Origin of the sequence: Sphingorhabdus sp. 109 (assembly GCF_902506555.1) — a bacterium.
In the GTDB taxonomy this organism is placed as follows: Bacteria; Pseudomonadota; Alphaproteobacteria; order Sphingomonadales; family Sphingomonadaceae; genus Parasphingorhabdus.
In genome coordinates this window covers 1221173-1237152 of sequence record NZ_LR732707.1, presented here as the reverse complement: position 1 = coordinate 1237152, position 15980 = coordinate 1221173, and the positions used below count along the sequence as shown (strand labels likewise).

General features: G+C 56.9%; 15 protein-coding genes. 14 read left to right on the top strand and 1 reads right to left on the bottom strand.

Features of this window, described 5'->3' with window-relative positions:
• Window positions 1-2 precede the first annotated feature (2 nt).
• Window positions 3-1256: an SAM-dependent methyltransferase gene (locus BOSE62_RS05940; RefSeq protein ID WP_159643255.1), complete on the top strand. Its 1254-nt coding sequence runs from the start codon at window positions 3-5 to the stop codon at window positions 1254-1256.
• Window positions 1257-1288: 32 nt separating this feature from the next.
• Here BOSE62_RS05940 and BOSE62_RS05935 read toward each other — a convergent pair whose 3' ends face one another.
• Window positions 1289-1732 carry a DUF1801 domain-containing protein gene (locus BOSE62_RS05935; RefSeq protein WP_236553863.1) on the bottom strand — a complete coding sequence of 148 codons (444 nt, stop codon included), beginning with the start codon at window positions 1730-1732 and terminating at the stop codon, window positions 1289-1291.
• Between the two features lie 102 nt (window positions 1733-1834).
• On the opposite strand from BOSE62_RS05935, the gene BOSE62_RS05930 reads away from it, so the two are divergent.
• The 13 genes from BOSE62_RS05930 (at window position 1835) to pnp (ending at window position 15950) form a co-directional block, all read left to right on the top strand.
• A complete protein-coding gene (locus BOSE62_RS05930; RefSeq protein ID WP_159643251.1) occupies window positions 1835-3052 on the top strand; it encodes an argininosuccinate synthase in 1218 nt (405 codons plus the stop codon).
• Window positions 3053-3124: 72 nt separating this feature from the next.
• The gene (locus BOSE62_RS05925; RefSeq protein ID WP_159643249.1) at window positions 3125-4117 is read left to right on the top strand and encodes a calcium/sodium antiporter; all 993 of its coding nucleotides are present in this window, start codon (window positions 3125-3127) and stop codon (window positions 4115-4117) included.
• 126 nt (window positions 4118-4243) lie between these two features.
• Window positions 4244-4801 (top strand): ribosome maturation protein RimP, encoded by a 558-nt coding sequence (gene rimP / locus BOSE62_RS05920; protein ID WP_159643247.1) that lies wholly within the window; start codon window positions 4244-4246, stop codon window positions 4799-4801.
• A 2-nt stretch (window positions 4802-4803) separates the two neighbouring features.
• Window positions 4804-6432 (top strand): transcription termination factor NusA, encoded by a 1629-nt coding sequence (nusA, locus tag BOSE62_RS05915; protein WP_159643245.1) that lies wholly within the window; start codon window positions 4804-4806, stop codon window positions 6430-6432.
• Window positions 6413-7096, top strand: a complete 684-nt coding sequence (locus tag BOSE62_RS05910; protein ID WP_159643243.1) for a DUF448 domain-containing protein — start codon at window positions 6413-6415, stop codon at window positions 7094-7096. The genes nusA and BOSE62_RS05910 overlap by 20 nt, the downstream gene beginning before the upstream one ends.
• A gap of 63 nt (window positions 7097-7159) precedes the next feature.
• On the top strand, window positions 7160-9724 hold the full coding sequence (gene infB / locus BOSE62_RS05905) for a translation initiation factor IF-2 (protein WP_159643241.1): 2565 nt from the start codon (window positions 7160-7162) through the stop codon (window positions 9722-9724).
• 114 nt (window positions 9725-9838) lie between these two features.
• Complete coding sequence (gene rbfA, locus BOSE62_RS05900; protein ID WP_159643239.1) at window positions 9839-10240, top strand: 30S ribosome-binding factor RbfA; 402 nt, start codon at window positions 9839-9841, stop codon at window positions 10238-10240.
• Window positions 10241-10326: 86 nt separating this feature from the next.
• Window positions 10327-10905 carry a thymidine kinase gene (locus BOSE62_RS05895; protein ID WP_159643237.1) on the top strand — a complete coding sequence of 193 codons (579 nt, stop codon included), beginning with the start codon at window positions 10327-10329 and terminating at the stop codon, window positions 10903-10905.
• On the top strand, window positions 10898-11434 hold the full coding sequence (locus BOSE62_RS05890; RefSeq protein ID WP_159643235.1) for a GNAT family N-acetyltransferase: 537 nt from the start codon (window positions 10898-10900) through the stop codon (window positions 11432-11434). The genes BOSE62_RS05895 and BOSE62_RS05890 overlap by 8 nt, the downstream gene beginning before the upstream one ends.
• Entirely contained in the window at window positions 11431-12153 is a 723-nt protein-coding gene (locus tag BOSE62_RS05885) for a hypothetical protein (RefSeq protein ID WP_159643233.1), read from the top strand. Before BOSE62_RS05890 ends, BOSE62_RS05885 begins: the two co-directional genes overlap by 4 nt.
• Before the next feature lie 20 nt (window positions 12154-12173).
• Window positions 12174-13217 carry a tRNA pseudouridine(55) synthase TruB gene (gene truB, locus BOSE62_RS05880; protein WP_159643231.1) on the top strand — a complete coding sequence of 348 codons (1044 nt, stop codon included), beginning with the start codon at window positions 12174-12176 and terminating at the stop codon, window positions 13215-13217.
• A 24-nt stretch (window positions 13218-13241) separates the two neighbouring features.
• The gene (gene rpsO / locus BOSE62_RS05875; RefSeq protein ID WP_159643229.1) at window positions 13242-13511 is read left to right on the top strand and encodes a 30S ribosomal protein S15; all 270 of its coding nucleotides are present in this window, start codon (window positions 13242-13244) and stop codon (window positions 13509-13511) included.
• Window positions 13512-13685: 174 nt separating this feature from the next.
• Window positions 13686-15950 (top strand): polyribonucleotide nucleotidyltransferase, encoded by a 2265-nt coding sequence (pnp, locus tag BOSE62_RS05870; RefSeq protein ID WP_159643227.1) that lies wholly within the window; start codon window positions 13686-13688, stop codon window positions 15948-15950.
• Window positions 15951-15980 lie beyond the last annotated feature (30 nt).

The window sequence follows — 15980 nt, the reverse complement described above, 5'->3', positions numbered from 1 at the left end:
TGATGTCGATATTGGGCCGGTTTCTGAACAATATAGTCAAAAAGGGTACAATAGAGGTCACATATCCCGATAACTCTATGGAGGCGTACGGGACGCCAGCCCCTGGCTATCCCGATGTTGGCATCCGGCTCGGCGATAAAAATGTGGTGCGGCAGATATTGCTCGATCCGCGATTGGGTGCGGCCGAAGCGTTTATGGATGGCCGATTGATCGTCGAGCAGGGCGATATCATGCAACTGATACAGCTTTTGCGCGCCAACAAGCCGTTCGAGCGCGGCGGCCGATTAAAGGACCTAGGCGCTTTCAAAAAGCTCAAAGATCAAGTTGCTGGCAGTCTGGACCGGATCAACCGACTTGGACGGTCAAAAAGCAATGTGGCGCACCATTATGATATCGGCAATGATCTCTATGATCTGTTTCTTGACGAGGACCTGCAATATAGCTGTGCCTATTGGGATTTTGACAAATATGGTCCGGACATGACGCTGGAGCAGGCGCAGCAAGACAAAAAGGCGCATATCGCCGCCAAACTCGACCTGAAAGCCGGGCAACGGGTGCTCGATATCGGCTGCGGCTGGGGTGGCATGGCACTCTATCTGAACCGCAAGACCGGCGTCGAGGTACTGGGAATTACCTTGAGCGAGGAGCAGCTCAAAAAGGCACAGGAGCGGGCGGAGAAGGAAGGCGTGGCGGACAAGGTCCGGTTTGAGCTGATCGACTATCGCGACTTGGCCCGGCGGGAGGCAGGGGCGTTCGACCGAATTGTCTCGGTCGGGATGTTCGAGCATGTCGGTACGCCGCAATTCCGGACCTTTTTCCGCAGCTGCGCAAATCTGTTGACCAGCGAAGGAGTGATGCTGTTGCACACGATCGGGAGAATGGGCGGTCCCGGCACGACCGATGCCTTCACCCGCAAATATATTTTTCCCGGCGGCTATATCCCCGCACTCAGCGAAACCCTCGCGGCAAGCGAACCCTATCGCCTGATCGCAACCGATATCGAGAACCTGCGGCTGCATTATGCCTTCACCCTGCGCGAATGGTATCGGAGAACGGTGGACAATCGTGACAAGATTGTCGCGCTTTATGATGAACGCTTTTACCGGATGTGGATATTCTATCTCGCCGGCGCGACGGCGGCTTTTGAAGGCGGTGGCATGTGTAACTACCAGATCCAGTTTAGCCGCAACCGGAGGATTTTACCGCTGACGCGAAATTATATCCGAGAAGCGGAGCAAAGACTGCGCGAAAATTGAAACCCGGACGGCGGTCTCGTGATCCGTTTGGACTATTGCGGGTAGCGGTCGTTCATCAAATCCCAATTGTTGCGGATCAGTTGCTCCAATATCCCGATGTCCACCTGTTCGAGCCGATTGATGTAGAGGCAGGACTTTCCCACGCTGTGTTTGCCCAGCAAGCCGAACAGACGTTCCTGCTCCGTCTGGGCTTCGGGTGTGCAATAGGCGCCCATAAGATAAATGCTGATTTTCGTTTTGCGCGGCGAAAAACCGGTGCGGCACATGCTGCCCTCGCGCCCACTGGCATATTTATAGTCATAGCTGCCGAAGCCGATGATAGTGGATCCCCACATCAGGGGATCTTCACCGGTAACGTGTCTGAACAGGTCGACGAGCTGACGCGCTTCTTCCTGTCGGCGATCGGGTTGTGCGGTGGCGATAAATGCATCGACATCTGCATCATTCGGCTGTGTCTTGAGATCCGCTTTCGCCACTGTCTTCTCCTGATTATTCAAGCATAGCATATTGCACGATAAATTGGAGCCTGTTAGGCGCGCTTTCAAATTGACGGCATATTTCCATCGAAAGCGAAGCAAATGAGCGAATCTGTAAAACGCGTAGTGTTGGCTTTTTCCGGAGGCCTGGATACCAGCGTCATCCTGAAATGGCTGCAGCAGGAATATCAGTGCGAAGTGGTGACCTTCACCGCCGATCTGGGGCAGGGCGAAGAGCTGGGCCCGGCACGACGAGTAGCGGAAACGCTGGGCGTCAAACCGGAACATATTTTTATCGACGATCTCCGTGAGGAATTCGCCAGAGATTTTGTCTTTCCGATGATGCGCGCCAATGCGCTATACGAAGGTTTGTATCTGCTTGGTACATCGATCGCGCGGCCATTGATTTCCAAACGGCAGATCGAGATTGCCAAGCTGACCAATGCCGATGCCGTGGCCCATGGTGCCACCGGCAAGGGCAATGACCAGATTCGCTTCGAGCTCGGCTATTATGGTCTCAATCCGGATGTAAAAGTCATCGCGCCCTGGCGGGAATGGGATTTGACCAGCCGCACCCGGCTGATTGAATTTGCCGAGAAGCACCAGATACCGATCCCCAAGGACAAGCGCGGAGAATCGCCATTTTCCTGCGACGCAAACATGTTGCACACATCTTCCGAGGGCAAAGTGCTCGAGGATCCGTGGGAGGAAGTTCCGGACTATGTCTATTCGCGGACCAACAATCCCGAGGATGCACCGGATACGCCAGAATATATCACGATCGATTTCGAGCGTGGGGACGGCGTCGCGATCAATGGCGAGGCGATGAGCCCGGCAACCTTACTCGAAAAGCTCAATGACTATGGTCGGGAACACGGCATCGGCCGTCTGGATCTCGTAGAAAACCGCTATATCGGGATGAAATCCCGTGGCATGTACGAAACCCCCGGCGGAACTATCTATCATGCCGCCCATCGCGGTATCGAGCAATTGACGCTGGATCGCGGCGCGGCCCATTTGAAGGACGAACTGGCTCCGCGGTACGCCGAACTGCTCTACAACGGTTTCTGGTTCTCGCCGGAGCGCGAGATGCTGCAGGCGGCGATTGATCACAGCCAGGCGCGGGTCAACGGCACAGTCCGGTTGAAACTTTATAAGGGTTCGGTCAATGTTGTCGGTCGGAAATCGCCCGACAGCCTCTACAGCGAGAAAGTCGTGACGTTCGAGGATGATGCAGGCGCATATGATCAGAAAGACGCAGAAGGCTTCATCAAGCTGAATGCGCTGCGCCTGAAATTGCTCGGCAAGCGCAATGGCTAGGATAAGCAAGGCTCCGCGCGGGCCGCGGAGCTGCCGGACTGTCGAGGCGCAATGTTTCGGCGGCTTTGCAGCATGTGCTGTGACACCGTCGTGCTGATACCGCTGCTTGTTCTGGTTGCCGGATTCGTCATCCTCATCGTCGGCGGCGAGTTGCTCGTGCGCGGCGCTGTCCGGGTCGCCGAGCGGGCAGGAATGTCGGAGCTACTCATCGGTCTGACGATCGTGGGTTTCGGCACTTCTGCGCCGGAACTTGTGGCCAGCGTAGAAGCGGCGCGGGCCGGATCGCCCGGCATCGCCTGGGGAAATATAGTCGGTTCCAATCTGGCGAACAGCCTGCTGATCCTCGGTGCGGCATCCCTGATCCTGCCAATGGTGGTGCCGCGTGGTCCCCTGTGGCGCGACGGCGGGCTGGCGCTGGCGATGACGATTGTTCTCTGGCTGGTCGCCAGCACGACCGGTATAACCATCGCCATCGGTGTTATTTTTCTAATGCTGCTGACTGGCTATCTCGGTTACGCCTATTGGGCAGAGCGGACACAACCGCCCGGAGCGAGCGCCCTGCACGAAAAAGCCGAAGCTCTCGAAATTTCGGACACGCACCTGCATGATATCCAGCCGCTCTGGCGGTCGATACTGGTCTTGCTGGTCGGAATTATCCTGATCGTCCTGGGTGGCCGGTGGCTGGTTGAAGGGGCGGTCGATCTGGCGCGTCTGGTCGGCATGAGCGAAGCGGTGATCGGCTTGACAGTAATCGCGATTGGCACATCGCTGCCCGAACTGGTGACCTCGGTTGTTGCCGCCTACAAGGGCGCCAGCGCGGTGGCTCTGGGCAATGTGCTGGGTTCCAATATTTTCAACCTGCTTCTGATCGGCGGCGTCACTGCGGTGATCGCTCCTGGCACGATCCCTGGTGAAATCAGTAATTTCGGACTGCCGGTGCTTGTTGCCGCTTCCGTCCTGCTGCTGATCTTCGCGGCGACCGGGCGGAAGATCACGCGCTGGGAAGGCGCAATATTGCTGATCGTCTATCTGGCTATGCTGGTCTATAATATCCTCGCTGTATGAATCAGGCGTTGCAATCTCGAGAATCTGTCCCTAAATAGCAGTCATCCCGACATTGTGAGATTTTGAGGGGCTGGCGCTGAGGGGCCGGTAGCAAATTCGCATTGTAACTAGAATTAAGGACATGGATTGACCGATATTGCCGCACTGACGAACCTGATTAAACCGGAAGCCGATGCTTTGGGCTTTGATCTGGTGCGTGTGCAGTTCGTGTCCGGAGCGGAAGAGCCAACTTTGCAGGTAATGGCGGAGCGTCCGGAAACCGGTCAATTGAATATTGATGATTGCGCAGCCTTGTCGCGCCGGATCTCGGTAAAATTTGACGCGCTGGAAGAAGAGGGGCGTGACCCGATTGACTATGCCTATCGCTTGGAAATCAGCTCGCCGGGTATTGACCGGCCGTTGACCCGAGCAAAAGATTTTGAAAACTGGGCTGGCCACGAGGCTCGGATCAACCTGGTCGATGCTGTGGCAGGCAAGAAACAACTGCGCGGACTGCTCGAAGGCATCGAGGGTGATATAATAAAGATTGACGATCGCAAGGCGGGCAGTCAGGAGACGCCTCTTACGAATGTCCATAGCGCAAAATTGATTCTGACCGACGCCCTGATCGCTGCAACCGTCCCGGTTTCAACGGAAGGTGCTGACGAAATCGAAGAACAGACTATAGAAGAACAGGAAGACTAATCATGGGCAGTGCTATTTCAGCCAATAAAGCCGAGTTGCTAGCGATTGCGACCGCCGTCGCGACGGAAAAGATGATCGACAAGGCGATTGTGATCGAAGCGCTGGAAGAAGCCATCCAGAAAGCGGCGCGTGCGCGTTATGGCGCAGAGAATGACATTCGCGCAAAATTCGATATCAATACCGGTGACCTGCGTCTCTGGCGGGTTGTCGAAGTTGTCGAGGAAGTCGAAGACTATTTCAAACAGGTCGATATCAAGCAGGCCGAAAAACTGGAGCCGGGTTCCAATGTCGGTGATTTTATCGTCGATCCACTGCCCGAAGTTGATCTCGGTCGTATCGATGCACAGTCCGCCAAGCAGGTTATCTTCCAGAAAGTTCGCGACGCCGAACGCGAGCGGCAATTTGCTGAGTTCAAGGACCGGGCGGGTGAAATCATCACCGGCGTGGTGAAATCGGTTGAATTCGGTCATGTGGTTGTCGATCTGGGGCGCGCCGAAGGTGTGATCCGTCGCGACCAGCAGATTCCGCGGGAAGCAGCCCGTGTTGGCGATCGTGTCCGCTCGCTGATCCTGGATGTGCGTCGCGAAAATCGCGGTCCGCAGATTTTCCTGTCTCGCGCCCATCCGGACTTCATGAAGCATCTTTTTGCGCAGGAAGTGCCGGAAATTTATGACGGTATCATCGAGATCAAGGCCGCTGCCCGCGATCCCGGTTCGCGTGCCAAGATCGGTGTGATCAGCCACGATAGCTCGATTGATCCGGTCGGCGCCTGTGTCGGCATGAAGGGTAGCCGCGTACAGGCCGTCGTCCAGGAAATGCAGGGCGAGAAAATCGACATCATTCCATGGTCGGAAGATATTGCGACTTTCGTGGTCAATGCGTTGCAGCCAGCCACCGTCAGCCGTGTGGTTATCGACGAAGAAGAAGGCCGCATTGAGGTCGTCGTTCCCGACGATCAGTTGAGCCTTGCCATCGGTCGTCGTGGCCAGAACGTCCGTCTGGCATCACAGCTTACCGGCCTTGCAATCGACATCATGACCGAGGCGGATTCGAGCGAAAAGCGTCAGGCCGAGTTTGCTGCACGGACGGAAATGTTCCAGGATGACCTGGACGTGGACGAAACCCTGTCGCAACTTCTGGTTGCCGAAGGATTCAGCGAACTTGAAGAAGTCGCCTATGTGGCACCGGAAGAAATCTCGAACATCGAGGGCTTTGACGACGAGCTTGCTGCCGAATTGCAGAGCCGTGCCCTTGAAGCGCTGGAACGGCGCGAAGCGGCTGCGCGTGAAAAGCGTACCGAGCTGGGTGTCGAGGACGCAATTGCAGAATTGCCGCATCTGACCGAAGCGATGCTGGTCACTCTCGGTGAAGCGGGCCTCAAGACGCTGGACGATGTTGCCGATTTGGCGACCGACGAGCTTGTTCTCAAGCGCAAATCGGAGCCGCGCCGCCGCAATGACAACCGCAAGCCCGAACCCGACGGCGTATTGGCCAAATATGGTCTGACCGAAGAGCAGGGCAACGAGATCATCATGGCCGCGCGTGCGCACTGGTTCGAGGATGAAGACGAGCCAGTGGCATCCGCCAGTGACGAAACCGGGGAGGACGCAGATGCGGAATCTCCCCAATGAAACGCGGTCTAAACCACTAGATCAAGCGCCATATCGTAAATGCATTCTGACCGGGGAAAGTCTTTCCCGGGAGGAGCTGTTGCGTCTTGCGATGGGTCCCGACGGGCAAATAGCGCCGGACGTCCGCGCCAAGGCACCCGGCCGGGGCGCATGGATTGCCGTAGATCGTGCCGCGCTGGAGGCAGCGCAGGCAAAAGGACAGCTGAAAGGCGCCTTGGCACGCGCATTCAAAACCGGACAGCTTGATATTCCCGCCAATCTGGCAGAGTTGCTTGAAACCGCGCTGGAACGTGCCACATTGGATCGACTTGGGCTGGAAGCGCGCGGCGGGACATTGATTACCGGATCGGAAAAGATTGAAACCGCCGCACGACAAGGCGATCTCAACATGCTGCTCCATGCAGCCGACGCCGGGCGCGATGGCTGCGCCAAACTGGATCAGGCCTGGCGGGTCGGCAGCGACCGCGAAGGCGAAAATTTACGCGGGCTGATATTGCCGGTGGACCGGCAGGGGCTTTCTGTGGCATTGGGCCGCCAGAATGTGGTGCATATCGGAATAACCGACAAGCGCGCAGCGGGGCGAATTTCGCACAGCCTGAAGAGATGGCTTCACTTTATCGGTTCTGATAAAGTTGATGATGATGCGGAAAAGAAAGTTGCGTAGTCCGGTCGGAAAAACTGGATAAGATATTGCAGTAATTACTATTTTAAGGATTAAGTCTGTTCGATGAGTGAAGATACAAAAGATACGCCAAAACCTGCACGCAAACCCCTAGGGTTGAAGCGTTCGGTTGAGCCTGGCGAAGTCAAACAGACGTTCAGCCACGGACGCACCAACAAGGTGGTGGTCGAAGTCAAGCGCAAGAAGCTGGTCGGCAAGCCAGGCGCGCAGGAAGCGGCGAAGGAAATTGTCAAGGAGACACCTGCGCCCGCCCCGACACCGGCTCCCGCCCCCAAGACAGCGCCGAAAAAGCCGGCTGCTGCACCAAAAGTTGATGATGGCCTGACCCGTCAGGAGCGGCAGGCAAAGCTCCTGCGTGAAGCAGAAGAAGCGCGTCTTGCGGCGATGCAGGAAGCCCGCATACGTGATGCGCGCGAGAAGAAAGAACAGACTGCAGAAGAAAAGAAGCGGGCGGAAGAGAAACGCAAGGCCGAAGAAGAACAGGCCCGCAAGGCTCAGGAAGAAATCGCTGCAGCTGAAAAAGCTGCTGCCGAGGCGCCGGCTGCCGAGGCCGAGTCAACGCCTGCTGCCGACAAAGACAAAGCGGCAGCTCCGGCCGCGACCGGCACAGCTCGGCCACCGGCTCGCAAATTCACGCCCGTGGAATCGCCGAAGCGTCCGAAACCGGATAAAGAAAAGCAGAAAGCAGGACGCGACGACCGCAACGACCGGCGCCAGTCGGGCAAGCTCACCGTCAATCGCGCCTTGCGCGGCGAAGATGGTGCTGCGCGCGCCCGCTCGCTCGCAGCGCTGAAACGCGCGCGCGAGAAGGAAAAACGGGCGCAGCGGTCCGGGCGGCCGAGCGAACCGCGCGAAAAGCAGATCCGCGATGTCATCGTGCCGGAAGCCATCACCGTTCAGGAACTGGCGAAGCGTATGGGCGAAAAAGGCGCGGATCTCGTCAAGTCGCTGTTCAACATGGGTTCGATGGTAACCGTCAACCAGACGATCGATCAGGATACCGCAGAATTGCTGGTCGAGGAATTCGGCCACAACATCCAGCGCGTTTCCGAAGCCGATGTCGAAATCAACACCCAGGCGGATGTCGATCCGGAAGATACACTGAAGCCACGCGCTCCGGTTGTGACGATCATGGGCCACGTCGATCACGGCAAAACCTCGTTGCTCGATGCTCTGCGCGGAACCGACGTGGTTGCCGGGGAGGCCGGTGGCATCACCCAGCATATCGGCGCCTATCAGGTAACGATGAAAAACGGTGACAAGGTCACATTCCTCGATACGCCGGGCCATGAAGCCTTTACGGAAATGCGCATGCGCGGTGCCAATGTCACGGATATCGTGATCCTGGTCGTGGCTGCCGATGACGGTCTGATGCCGCAGACGATCGAGGCGATCAATCACACGAAGGCTGCTGGCGTTCCGATGATTGTCGCGATCAACAAGATCGACAAGGAAGGCGCCGACCCGACAACGGTCCGCACGCGTCTGCTCGAGCATGAAGTGATCGTGGAAGAAATGTCGGGCGACGTGCTTGATGCAGAAGTATCCGCGCTCAAGAAGATCGGGCTCGACGAGTTGATGGAGAAAATCCACGTCCAGTCCGAGCTGCTGGAACTGAAAGCGCGTCCCGACCGTCCTGCCGAAGGCGCAGTGGTCGAAGCGAAGCTGGATATTGGTCGCGGACCGGTTGCTACGGTGCTCATCGAGCGCGGTACGCTGAAGCGCGGCGACGTCTTCGTTGTCGGTTCGCAGACCGGCAAGGTTCGGGCCATGATCGATGACAAGGGCAAGCAGGTCAAGGAAGCAGGGCCTTCGACTCCGGTCGAAGTGCTGGGTATCTCCGGCGTTCCATCCGCTGGCGACAAACTGACCGTGGTCGAAAACGAAGCACGGGCCCGCGAAGTCGCCGCCTATCGCGCGGAGCAGGAGAAGCTGAAGCGCACCACGCAGGCGCCAACCAGTCTCGAGAATATGTTCTCCGCTGCGGCGAATAGCGCCGTCGAATTCCCGCTGTTGGTCAAGGCCGACGTTCAGGGCTCGACCGAAGCCATCGTGCAGGCGCTGAACAAGATTTCGAATGACGACATCAAGGTGCGCATATTGCACAGCGGTGTTGGCGCGATTACGGAATCGGATGTTACCCTGGCCGGAGCAAGCAAGGCGCCGATCATCGGTTTCAACGTGCGTCCCAACGCCAAGGCGCGGGAAATCGCCAAACGCGATGGCGTCCGCTTCAAATATTTCGATATCATTTATGATCTGACCGACGATATCCGCGCCGAAATGGCCGGTGAACTGGGTCCCGAGAAGATCGAGAATGTCGTTGGCCGCGCGGAAGTCAAGGACGTGTTCAAGTCGGGCAAGAAAGACAAGGCAGCCGGCTTGCTGGTTACCGAAGGGGCGTTGCGCAAGGGTCTGTTCGCCCGTCTTACCCGCGACGATGTTATCGTCAGCGCAACGACCATCGCGTCGCTGCGGCGGTTCAAGGACGATGTCGAGGAAGTCCGGGCCGGTATGGAATGTGGTGCGGTTCTGGAAGATACCAACGATATCAAGCCAGGCGATATGCTCGAGGTCTTCCAGGTCACGGAGAAAGAACGGGTTCTTTGATAATATCGTTATCCCGGACCTGATCCGGGATCCAGAGCGGCTGCCACGCTATTTGTGTCAGCCACTCTGGATGCTGAACCCAGTTCAGCATGACGAATTTGAGGCTTTATTATTGTGGCAAAATATAACGACACATCTCCCGAAGGCCGTTCGGTCCGCTTGCTGCGCGTTGGCGAGCAGGTCCGGCACATCCTGTCGGAACTGCTGATGCGTGGCGAGGTGCATGATGCGGTGCTGACATCGCACAGCGTCAGCGTCACCGAAGTGCGCATGTCGCCGGATTTGCGCCACGCGACGGTGTTCGTGAAGCCGTTGCTTGGTGCGAACGAGGCGGATGTCCTCAAGGCGCTGAAAACCAACACCGCCTTCTTCCAGAAGGAAGTCGCGAAGCGGGTGAAGATGAAATATGCGGCCAAGTTGAAATTTCTGGCGGACGAAAGCTTTGATACCGCCGAGCATATCGAAAGCCTGCTGAGCAATCCCAAGGTTGCGCAGGATTTGGGCGACACGGACTGAGCGATTAACCCTTGTCGTCATCCTGAACTTGTTTCAGGACCTTCAGAGATCCTGAAACAAGTTCAGGATGACGAGCGACAGGACAGATGGCGAAACTCTATTTCTATTATGCGTCGATGAACGCCGGCAAGTCGAGCAATCTGCTGCAGGCGGCGTTCAACTATGGCGAGCGCGGCATGAAGGTAATGCTGTGGACCGCAGCGATCGACAATCGGGCGAGCTTCGGCGCCATTGCATCCAGAATAGGTCTGCACGCCGATGCGCATCGCTTTGGCGAGGATACGGATCTTTTTGCTGCGGTCAGCACGGAACAGAAAGATGGCGAGCTGGCCTGCGTGATGATCGACGAGGCGCAGTTTTTGACCGAAGGACAGGTCTGGCAATGTGCGCGACTGGCCGATGAACTGGGCGTGCCGGTGCTTTGCTATGGTCTGCGGACGGATTTTCAGGGCAATCTGTTCCCGGGATCGGCCAAACTTCTGGGGCTGGCCGACAGTTTGGTGGAATTGAAAGCCGTGTGCGAGTGCGGGCGCAAGGCGACGATGAACTTGCGGATTGATGAAACGGGCAAGGCCATCGCCGCCGGCGCGCAGACGGAAATTGGCGGCAATGAAAGCTATATCGCGCTCTGCCGGAAGCATTTCCGGGAGCGGCTGAATGGCTGAACTGTCAGCAACGCTGGAGCAGGATCCCGTGCGGCTCGAACCGTTGACCGAGCACCATCTCGAGCCGTTGCGCGTGGCTTGTGCCCAAGATCAGGAAATCTGGGACATCTACCCGGTGTCCATGCTGGACGAAAATTTCGACAAAGCGATAGAGGCTTTTCACGATACCACAAGCTGGGCGCGCTTTGTTGTGATCAACAGCGAGACCGGCAAGCTTGTCGGCATGACCAACTATATCAATCCCGATCAGCATGGCGTGGTGGAAATCGGTGGTACCTATCTCGAACCGTCTGTGCGGGGTAGCGGTTTCAACGATGTGATGAAAAAGCTGATGATCGATCACGCTTTTGCGCAAGGTTTCAATCGCATCGAATTCCGGGTGGACACCCGCAACAAGCGCTCTATGGCGGCGGTGCTGAAGCTGGGAGCAAAGCATGAGGGCACATTACGGAAGAACCGGACTACCTGGACCGGCTATGTGCGCGACACTGCCGTGTTTGGCCTGCTCTGGGAGGAATGGGACGTATGAAAGTCAGGGTTCTGTTTCTCGCCACAGCGCTGTTGATGGCCAGCAGTGCAACCAACGCCAATGATCGGCTCAAAAATGTTCCCATTCCCGAGCGTTCGGAATCGGCCATAGGTTTTGTTCCTGATGGCTGGTATATTGAAAAATCGGTCGTGGGTGACCTGAACAAGGACGGCTTGGCGGATCTGGCGATCATCATTCGGCAGAATGACCCGTCCCTGATCATTGAAAGCGACGGTTTTGGTCGAGACACATATGACTGTAACCCGCGAACGATCCTGGTGCTTCTGAAAGAATCCGGCGGCGGATATTTGCAAATTGCCCGGAATGATCAGATTATTCCCGTTCCCGGCAGCGCTACGATGGATGACCCGATTGACAAGGCTTCGGATGGCTCGCTGACTATCAAGAATGGCGTTTTGCGGTTGAACATCCATTTTTGGTCCAGCGCGGGAACCTGGTTCATGTTTAACCGGACATTTTCATTTCGGATGCAGGGCGGGCAACTGGTGCTGATAGGTTATGATAATTACCATGTTCATCGCGGCTCGGGAGAATTGAAAACAGTCAGTATCAATTATCTGACGCGTCGCATGAAAACCGAAAACGGCAGTATCGAAGATGAGCATGTTCCTGAAATGTGGAGCAAGATTAGGCGGAAGCCGCTTATTCCTTTCGCTTCCATCGGTGATGGCTATGATTTCGATCCCGATGACTATTAGTTTTCCAGTCAGGATATAGATTGACCACAGCAAAGCCACACGGCTGGATCATATTGGATAAACCGCTGCAACTAGGCTCGACACAGGCGGTCGGGGCAGTGAAGCGCAATCTGCGCGAGGCCGGTTTGCTCGGTAAAGGCAAGAACAAGCTGAAGGTCGGGCATGGCGGGACGCTGGATCCGCTGGCGACCGGAGTCCTGCCGATTGCGCTGGGCGAGGCGACCAAGCTGTGTGGACGGATGCTCGATGCGTCGAAGATTTACGAGTTTACCATCGGCTTCGGCAGCGAGACCGAGACGCTCGATGTCGAGGGGGCTGTGACAGAGACTTCCGACCGGCGGCCGACTTTGGTGGAAGTCGAAACGGTGCTGCCGCAATTCACCGGTCCGATCGAGCAGATACCGCCGAAATATTCGGCGCTGAAGATCGACGGCCAGCGTGCCTATGATCTGGCGCGGGCAGGGGTGGATGTGGAGATGAAATTGCGGGGAGTGATGATATATGCGCTTTCTATTTCCTCCCCGAAGCAAAGCTTCGGGGAGGGGGACCGCGCCGAAGGCGTGGTGGAGGGGCCGGAAAGCGCGGTGAGCCCTCCACCAGCTAACGCTGGTCCCCCTCCCCGTGCGTCGCACAGGGAGGAAATTACGGAAATCACCCTTACAGCCAAAGTCTCCAAAGGCACCTATATCCGCTCGCTGGCGCGCGATATTGCGCGGGCGCTCGATACGGTCGGTCATGTCACCATGTTGCGCCGGACCAAGGCCGGGCCATTTACCCTGAAACAGGCGATTTCGCTGGACAAACTCAACGAAATCGGTAAGGGCGCGGACATCAAGGAATACCTCTTGCCGCTTGAGGCGGGGCTGGACGACATCCCGGCTTTCGACCTCGACCCTGATCAGGCAAGAATGCTTCGGCAAGGCTTGACGCTGGACGAGCAGGATTTGATCGGGAACCCCGCAGTCAACGGGCTTTTTCTAGCGACAGAGAATGAAGGTTCTCCAGTTGCTCTGGCAGAGATTGTTGATGGCACCGTGAAGGTTGTCCGCGGGTTCAATATGTAAAAGATGTTCGAAGGAATGACATAAATGACGATTACCGCAGAAAAAAAGCAGGAACTGATCAAGAAATTCGCACAGACCGAAGGCGATACCGGATCGCCGGAAGTCCAGGTTGCCGTGCTCACCGAGCGCATTGTAAACCTGACCGAGCATTTCAAAGGTCACCACAAAGACAACCACTCCCGTCGCGGATTGCTTATGATGGTGAACAAGCGGCGCAGCCTGCTGGACTATCTTCGCAAGAAAGATGTCGAGCGTTATGCCAAGCTGATCAAGGACCTCGGTCTCCGGAAGTAAGAGTTTCGAAAGCGGCTCCCAGACGGGGGCCGTTTTTGCATTGGGTATTGCGGCAATAAGGCGGCGATGCCCTTCGAGCGGGGTATAATGACCCCGAACCGCTGTTCAGCCGGATTGCTGGACACATGAAAGCCCCCGCACTGCATAGGGCAGGCGGGACAAAGGAAAATACGAATGTTTGATGTAAAGAAAGTTGAAATGGAGTGGGGCGGACAGACCCTCACCCTCGAAACGGGCCGTATTGCCCGTCAGGCCGATGGCGCGGTGCTCGCGACTCTCGGCGAAACGGTTGTGCTGTGCGCAGTTACCGCCGCCAAATCGGTGCGCGAAGGGCAGGATTTCTTCCCGCTGACCGTTCATTATCAGGAAAAATTCTCAGCCGCCGGTCGTATCCCGGGCGGTTTCTTCAAGCGCGAAGGCCGTGCGACGGAAAAAGAAACGCTGACATCGCGTTTGATTGACCGTCCTTGCCGTCCGCTGTTCCCCGAAGGTTTCTACAACGAAATCAACGTTATCTGCCAGGTGATGAGCTATGACGGTGTCAACGAGCCCGACATTCTCGCGATGGTTGCAGCCTCTGCTGCGCTGACCATTTCCGGCGTTCCGTTCATGGGCCCGATCGGTGCGGCGCGCGTCGGTTACAAGGAAGGCGAATATCAGCTGAACCCGTCGATGGAAGAAGTCGCCGAAGGCGAACTCGACCTCGTGGTTGCGGCGACGCATGGCGCGGTGATGATGGTGGAATCGGAAGCGCAGGAACTTTCCGAGGAAGTCATGCTCGGCGCTGTCCAGTTCGCCCACGAAGCGTCCAAGCAGGTTGCAGGCCTGATCATCGATCTGGCTGAACAGGCTGCGAAAGAGCCCTGGAAGCTCGACGCCGGTGACGACAATAGCGAAATCAAGGAAGAGCTTCGCAAGCTGGTCGGAGACGATATTGCTGCGGCTTACAAGAAAACCGACAAGTCAGAGCGTAGCGACGCGCTGAACGCGGTTCGCGAAAAAGCCAAGGAAAAATACGCCGACGCAGACGGACAGACTCAGATGACCGCCGGCAAGATGGTCAAGAAGCTGGAAGCTGAAATCGTTCGCGGTGCCATCATCAAGGACGGCACCCGTATCGACGGCCGCAAGCTCGATCAGGTTCGCCCGATCGAAGCCATGGTTGGCCTGTTGCCACGAACCCACGGTTCGGCGCTGTTTACCCGCGGTGAAACGCAGGCAATCGTCACCACGACCCTGGGCACCAAGGATGCCGAGCAGATGATCGACGGTCTCGACGGTCTGAGCTATACCAACTTCATGCTGCACTATAACTTCCCGCCTTATTCGGTCGGTGAAGTGGGCCGTTTCGGATTCACCAGCCGCCGTGAAACCGGTCACGGCAAGCTCGCATTCCGCGCGCTTCGTCCGGTATTGCCGACAGTGGAAGAATTTCCGTACACGATCCGCGTTCTCTCGGACATCACCGAGTCCAACGGGTCCTCCTCGATGGCGACCGTCTGTGGCGGTTCGCTGGCGATGATGGATGCCGGTGTGCCTCTGGCGCGTCCGGTTTCCGGTATTGCCATGGGCCTGATCCTCGAAGGCGAAGAATTCGCGGTTCTTTCCGACATTCTCGGCGACGAAGATCATCTCGGCGACATGGACTTCAAGGTTGCGGGTACCGAAAAGGGTATCACCTCCTTGCAGATGGACATCAAGGTAGCCGGCATCACGCAGGAAATCATGAAGTCTGCTCTGGAACAGGCCAGCGGCGGCCGCGCGCATATCCTCGGTGAAATGAGCAAGGCGCTGTCTTCGGTTCGTACCGAAATGTCCGAACATGCTCCGCGCATCGAAACGCTGCAGATCAACAAGGAAAAGATCCGTGACGTTATCGGTACGGGCGGCAAGGTCATCCGCGAAATCGTTGCCGAAACCGGCGCGAAGGTCGACATCGACGACGAAGGCCTGATCAAGGTCTCCTCATCCGACAAGTCCCAGATCGATGCGGCTATCGCATGGATCAAGGGCATTGTGGAAGAAGCCGAAGTCGGCAAAATCTATGACGGCAAGGTCGTAAATCTGGTCGACTTTGGTGCGTTCGTCAATTTCATGGGTGGCAAGGACGGTCTTGTCCACGTTTCCGAAATCAAGAACGAGCGTGTCGAGAAGGTCTCCGACGAACTGAGCGAAGGCCAGGAAGTCAAGGTCAAGGTTCTCGAAATCGACCAGCGCGGCAAGGTTCGCCTGTCGATGCGGGTTGTTGACCAGGAAACCGGCGAAGAACTGGAAGACACGCGTCCTCCTCGCGAAAACAAACCACGCGGCCCGCGTCGTGATGGCGGTGGCGGTCGCGGACGTGGTCGTGATGGCGGTGGACGGGGCCGGAACAATGATGGCCCGAAGAACGAAGGTGGCGGTGATATTCCTTTGCCGTCCTCGATCACCGAAGACTAGATTTTCGACCGACCGAAACAATAGGGGCCC

Coding starts and splice junctions, on each gene's coding strand:
- nusA (WP_159643245.1), top strand. CDS start 4,804: ATGGGCAGTGCTATTTCAGCCAATAAAGCCGAGTTGCTAGCGATTGCG.
- BOSE62_RS05885 (WP_159643233.1), top strand. CDS start 11,431: ATGAAAGTCAGGGTTCTGTTTCTCGCCACAGCGCTGTTGATGGCCAGC.
- BOSE62_RS05940 (WP_159643255.1), top strand. CDS start 3: ATGTCGATATTGGGCCGGTTTCTGAACAATATAGTCAAAAAGGGTACA.
- pnp (WP_159643227.1), top strand. CDS start 13,686: ATGTTTGATGTAAAGAAAGTTGAAATGGAGTGGGGCGGACAGACCCTC.
- BOSE62_RS05910 (WP_159643243.1), top strand. CDS start 6,413: ATGCGGAATCTCCCCAATGAAACGCGGTCTAAACCACTAGATCAAGCG.
- BOSE62_RS05890 (WP_159643235.1), top strand. CDS start 10,898: ATGGCTGAACTGTCAGCAACGCTGGAGCAGGATCCCGTGCGGCTCGAA.
- infB (WP_159643241.1), top strand. CDS start 7,160: ATGAGTGAAGATACAAAAGATACGCCAAAACCTGCACGCAAACCCCTA.
- BOSE62_RS05930 (WP_159643251.1), top strand. CDS start 1,835: ATGAGCGAATCTGTAAAACGCGTAGTGTTGGCTTTTTCCGGAGGCCTG.
- BOSE62_RS05925 (WP_159643249.1), top strand. CDS start 3,125: ATGTGCTGTGACACCGTCGTGCTGATACCGCTGCTTGTTCTGGTTGCC.
- BOSE62_RS05895 (WP_159643237.1), top strand. CDS start 10,327: ATGGCGAAACTCTATTTCTATTATGCGTCGATGAACGCCGGCAAGTCG.
- rpsO (WP_159643229.1), top strand. CDS start 13,242: ATGACGATTACCGCAGAAAAAAAGCAGGAACTGATCAAGAAATTCGCA.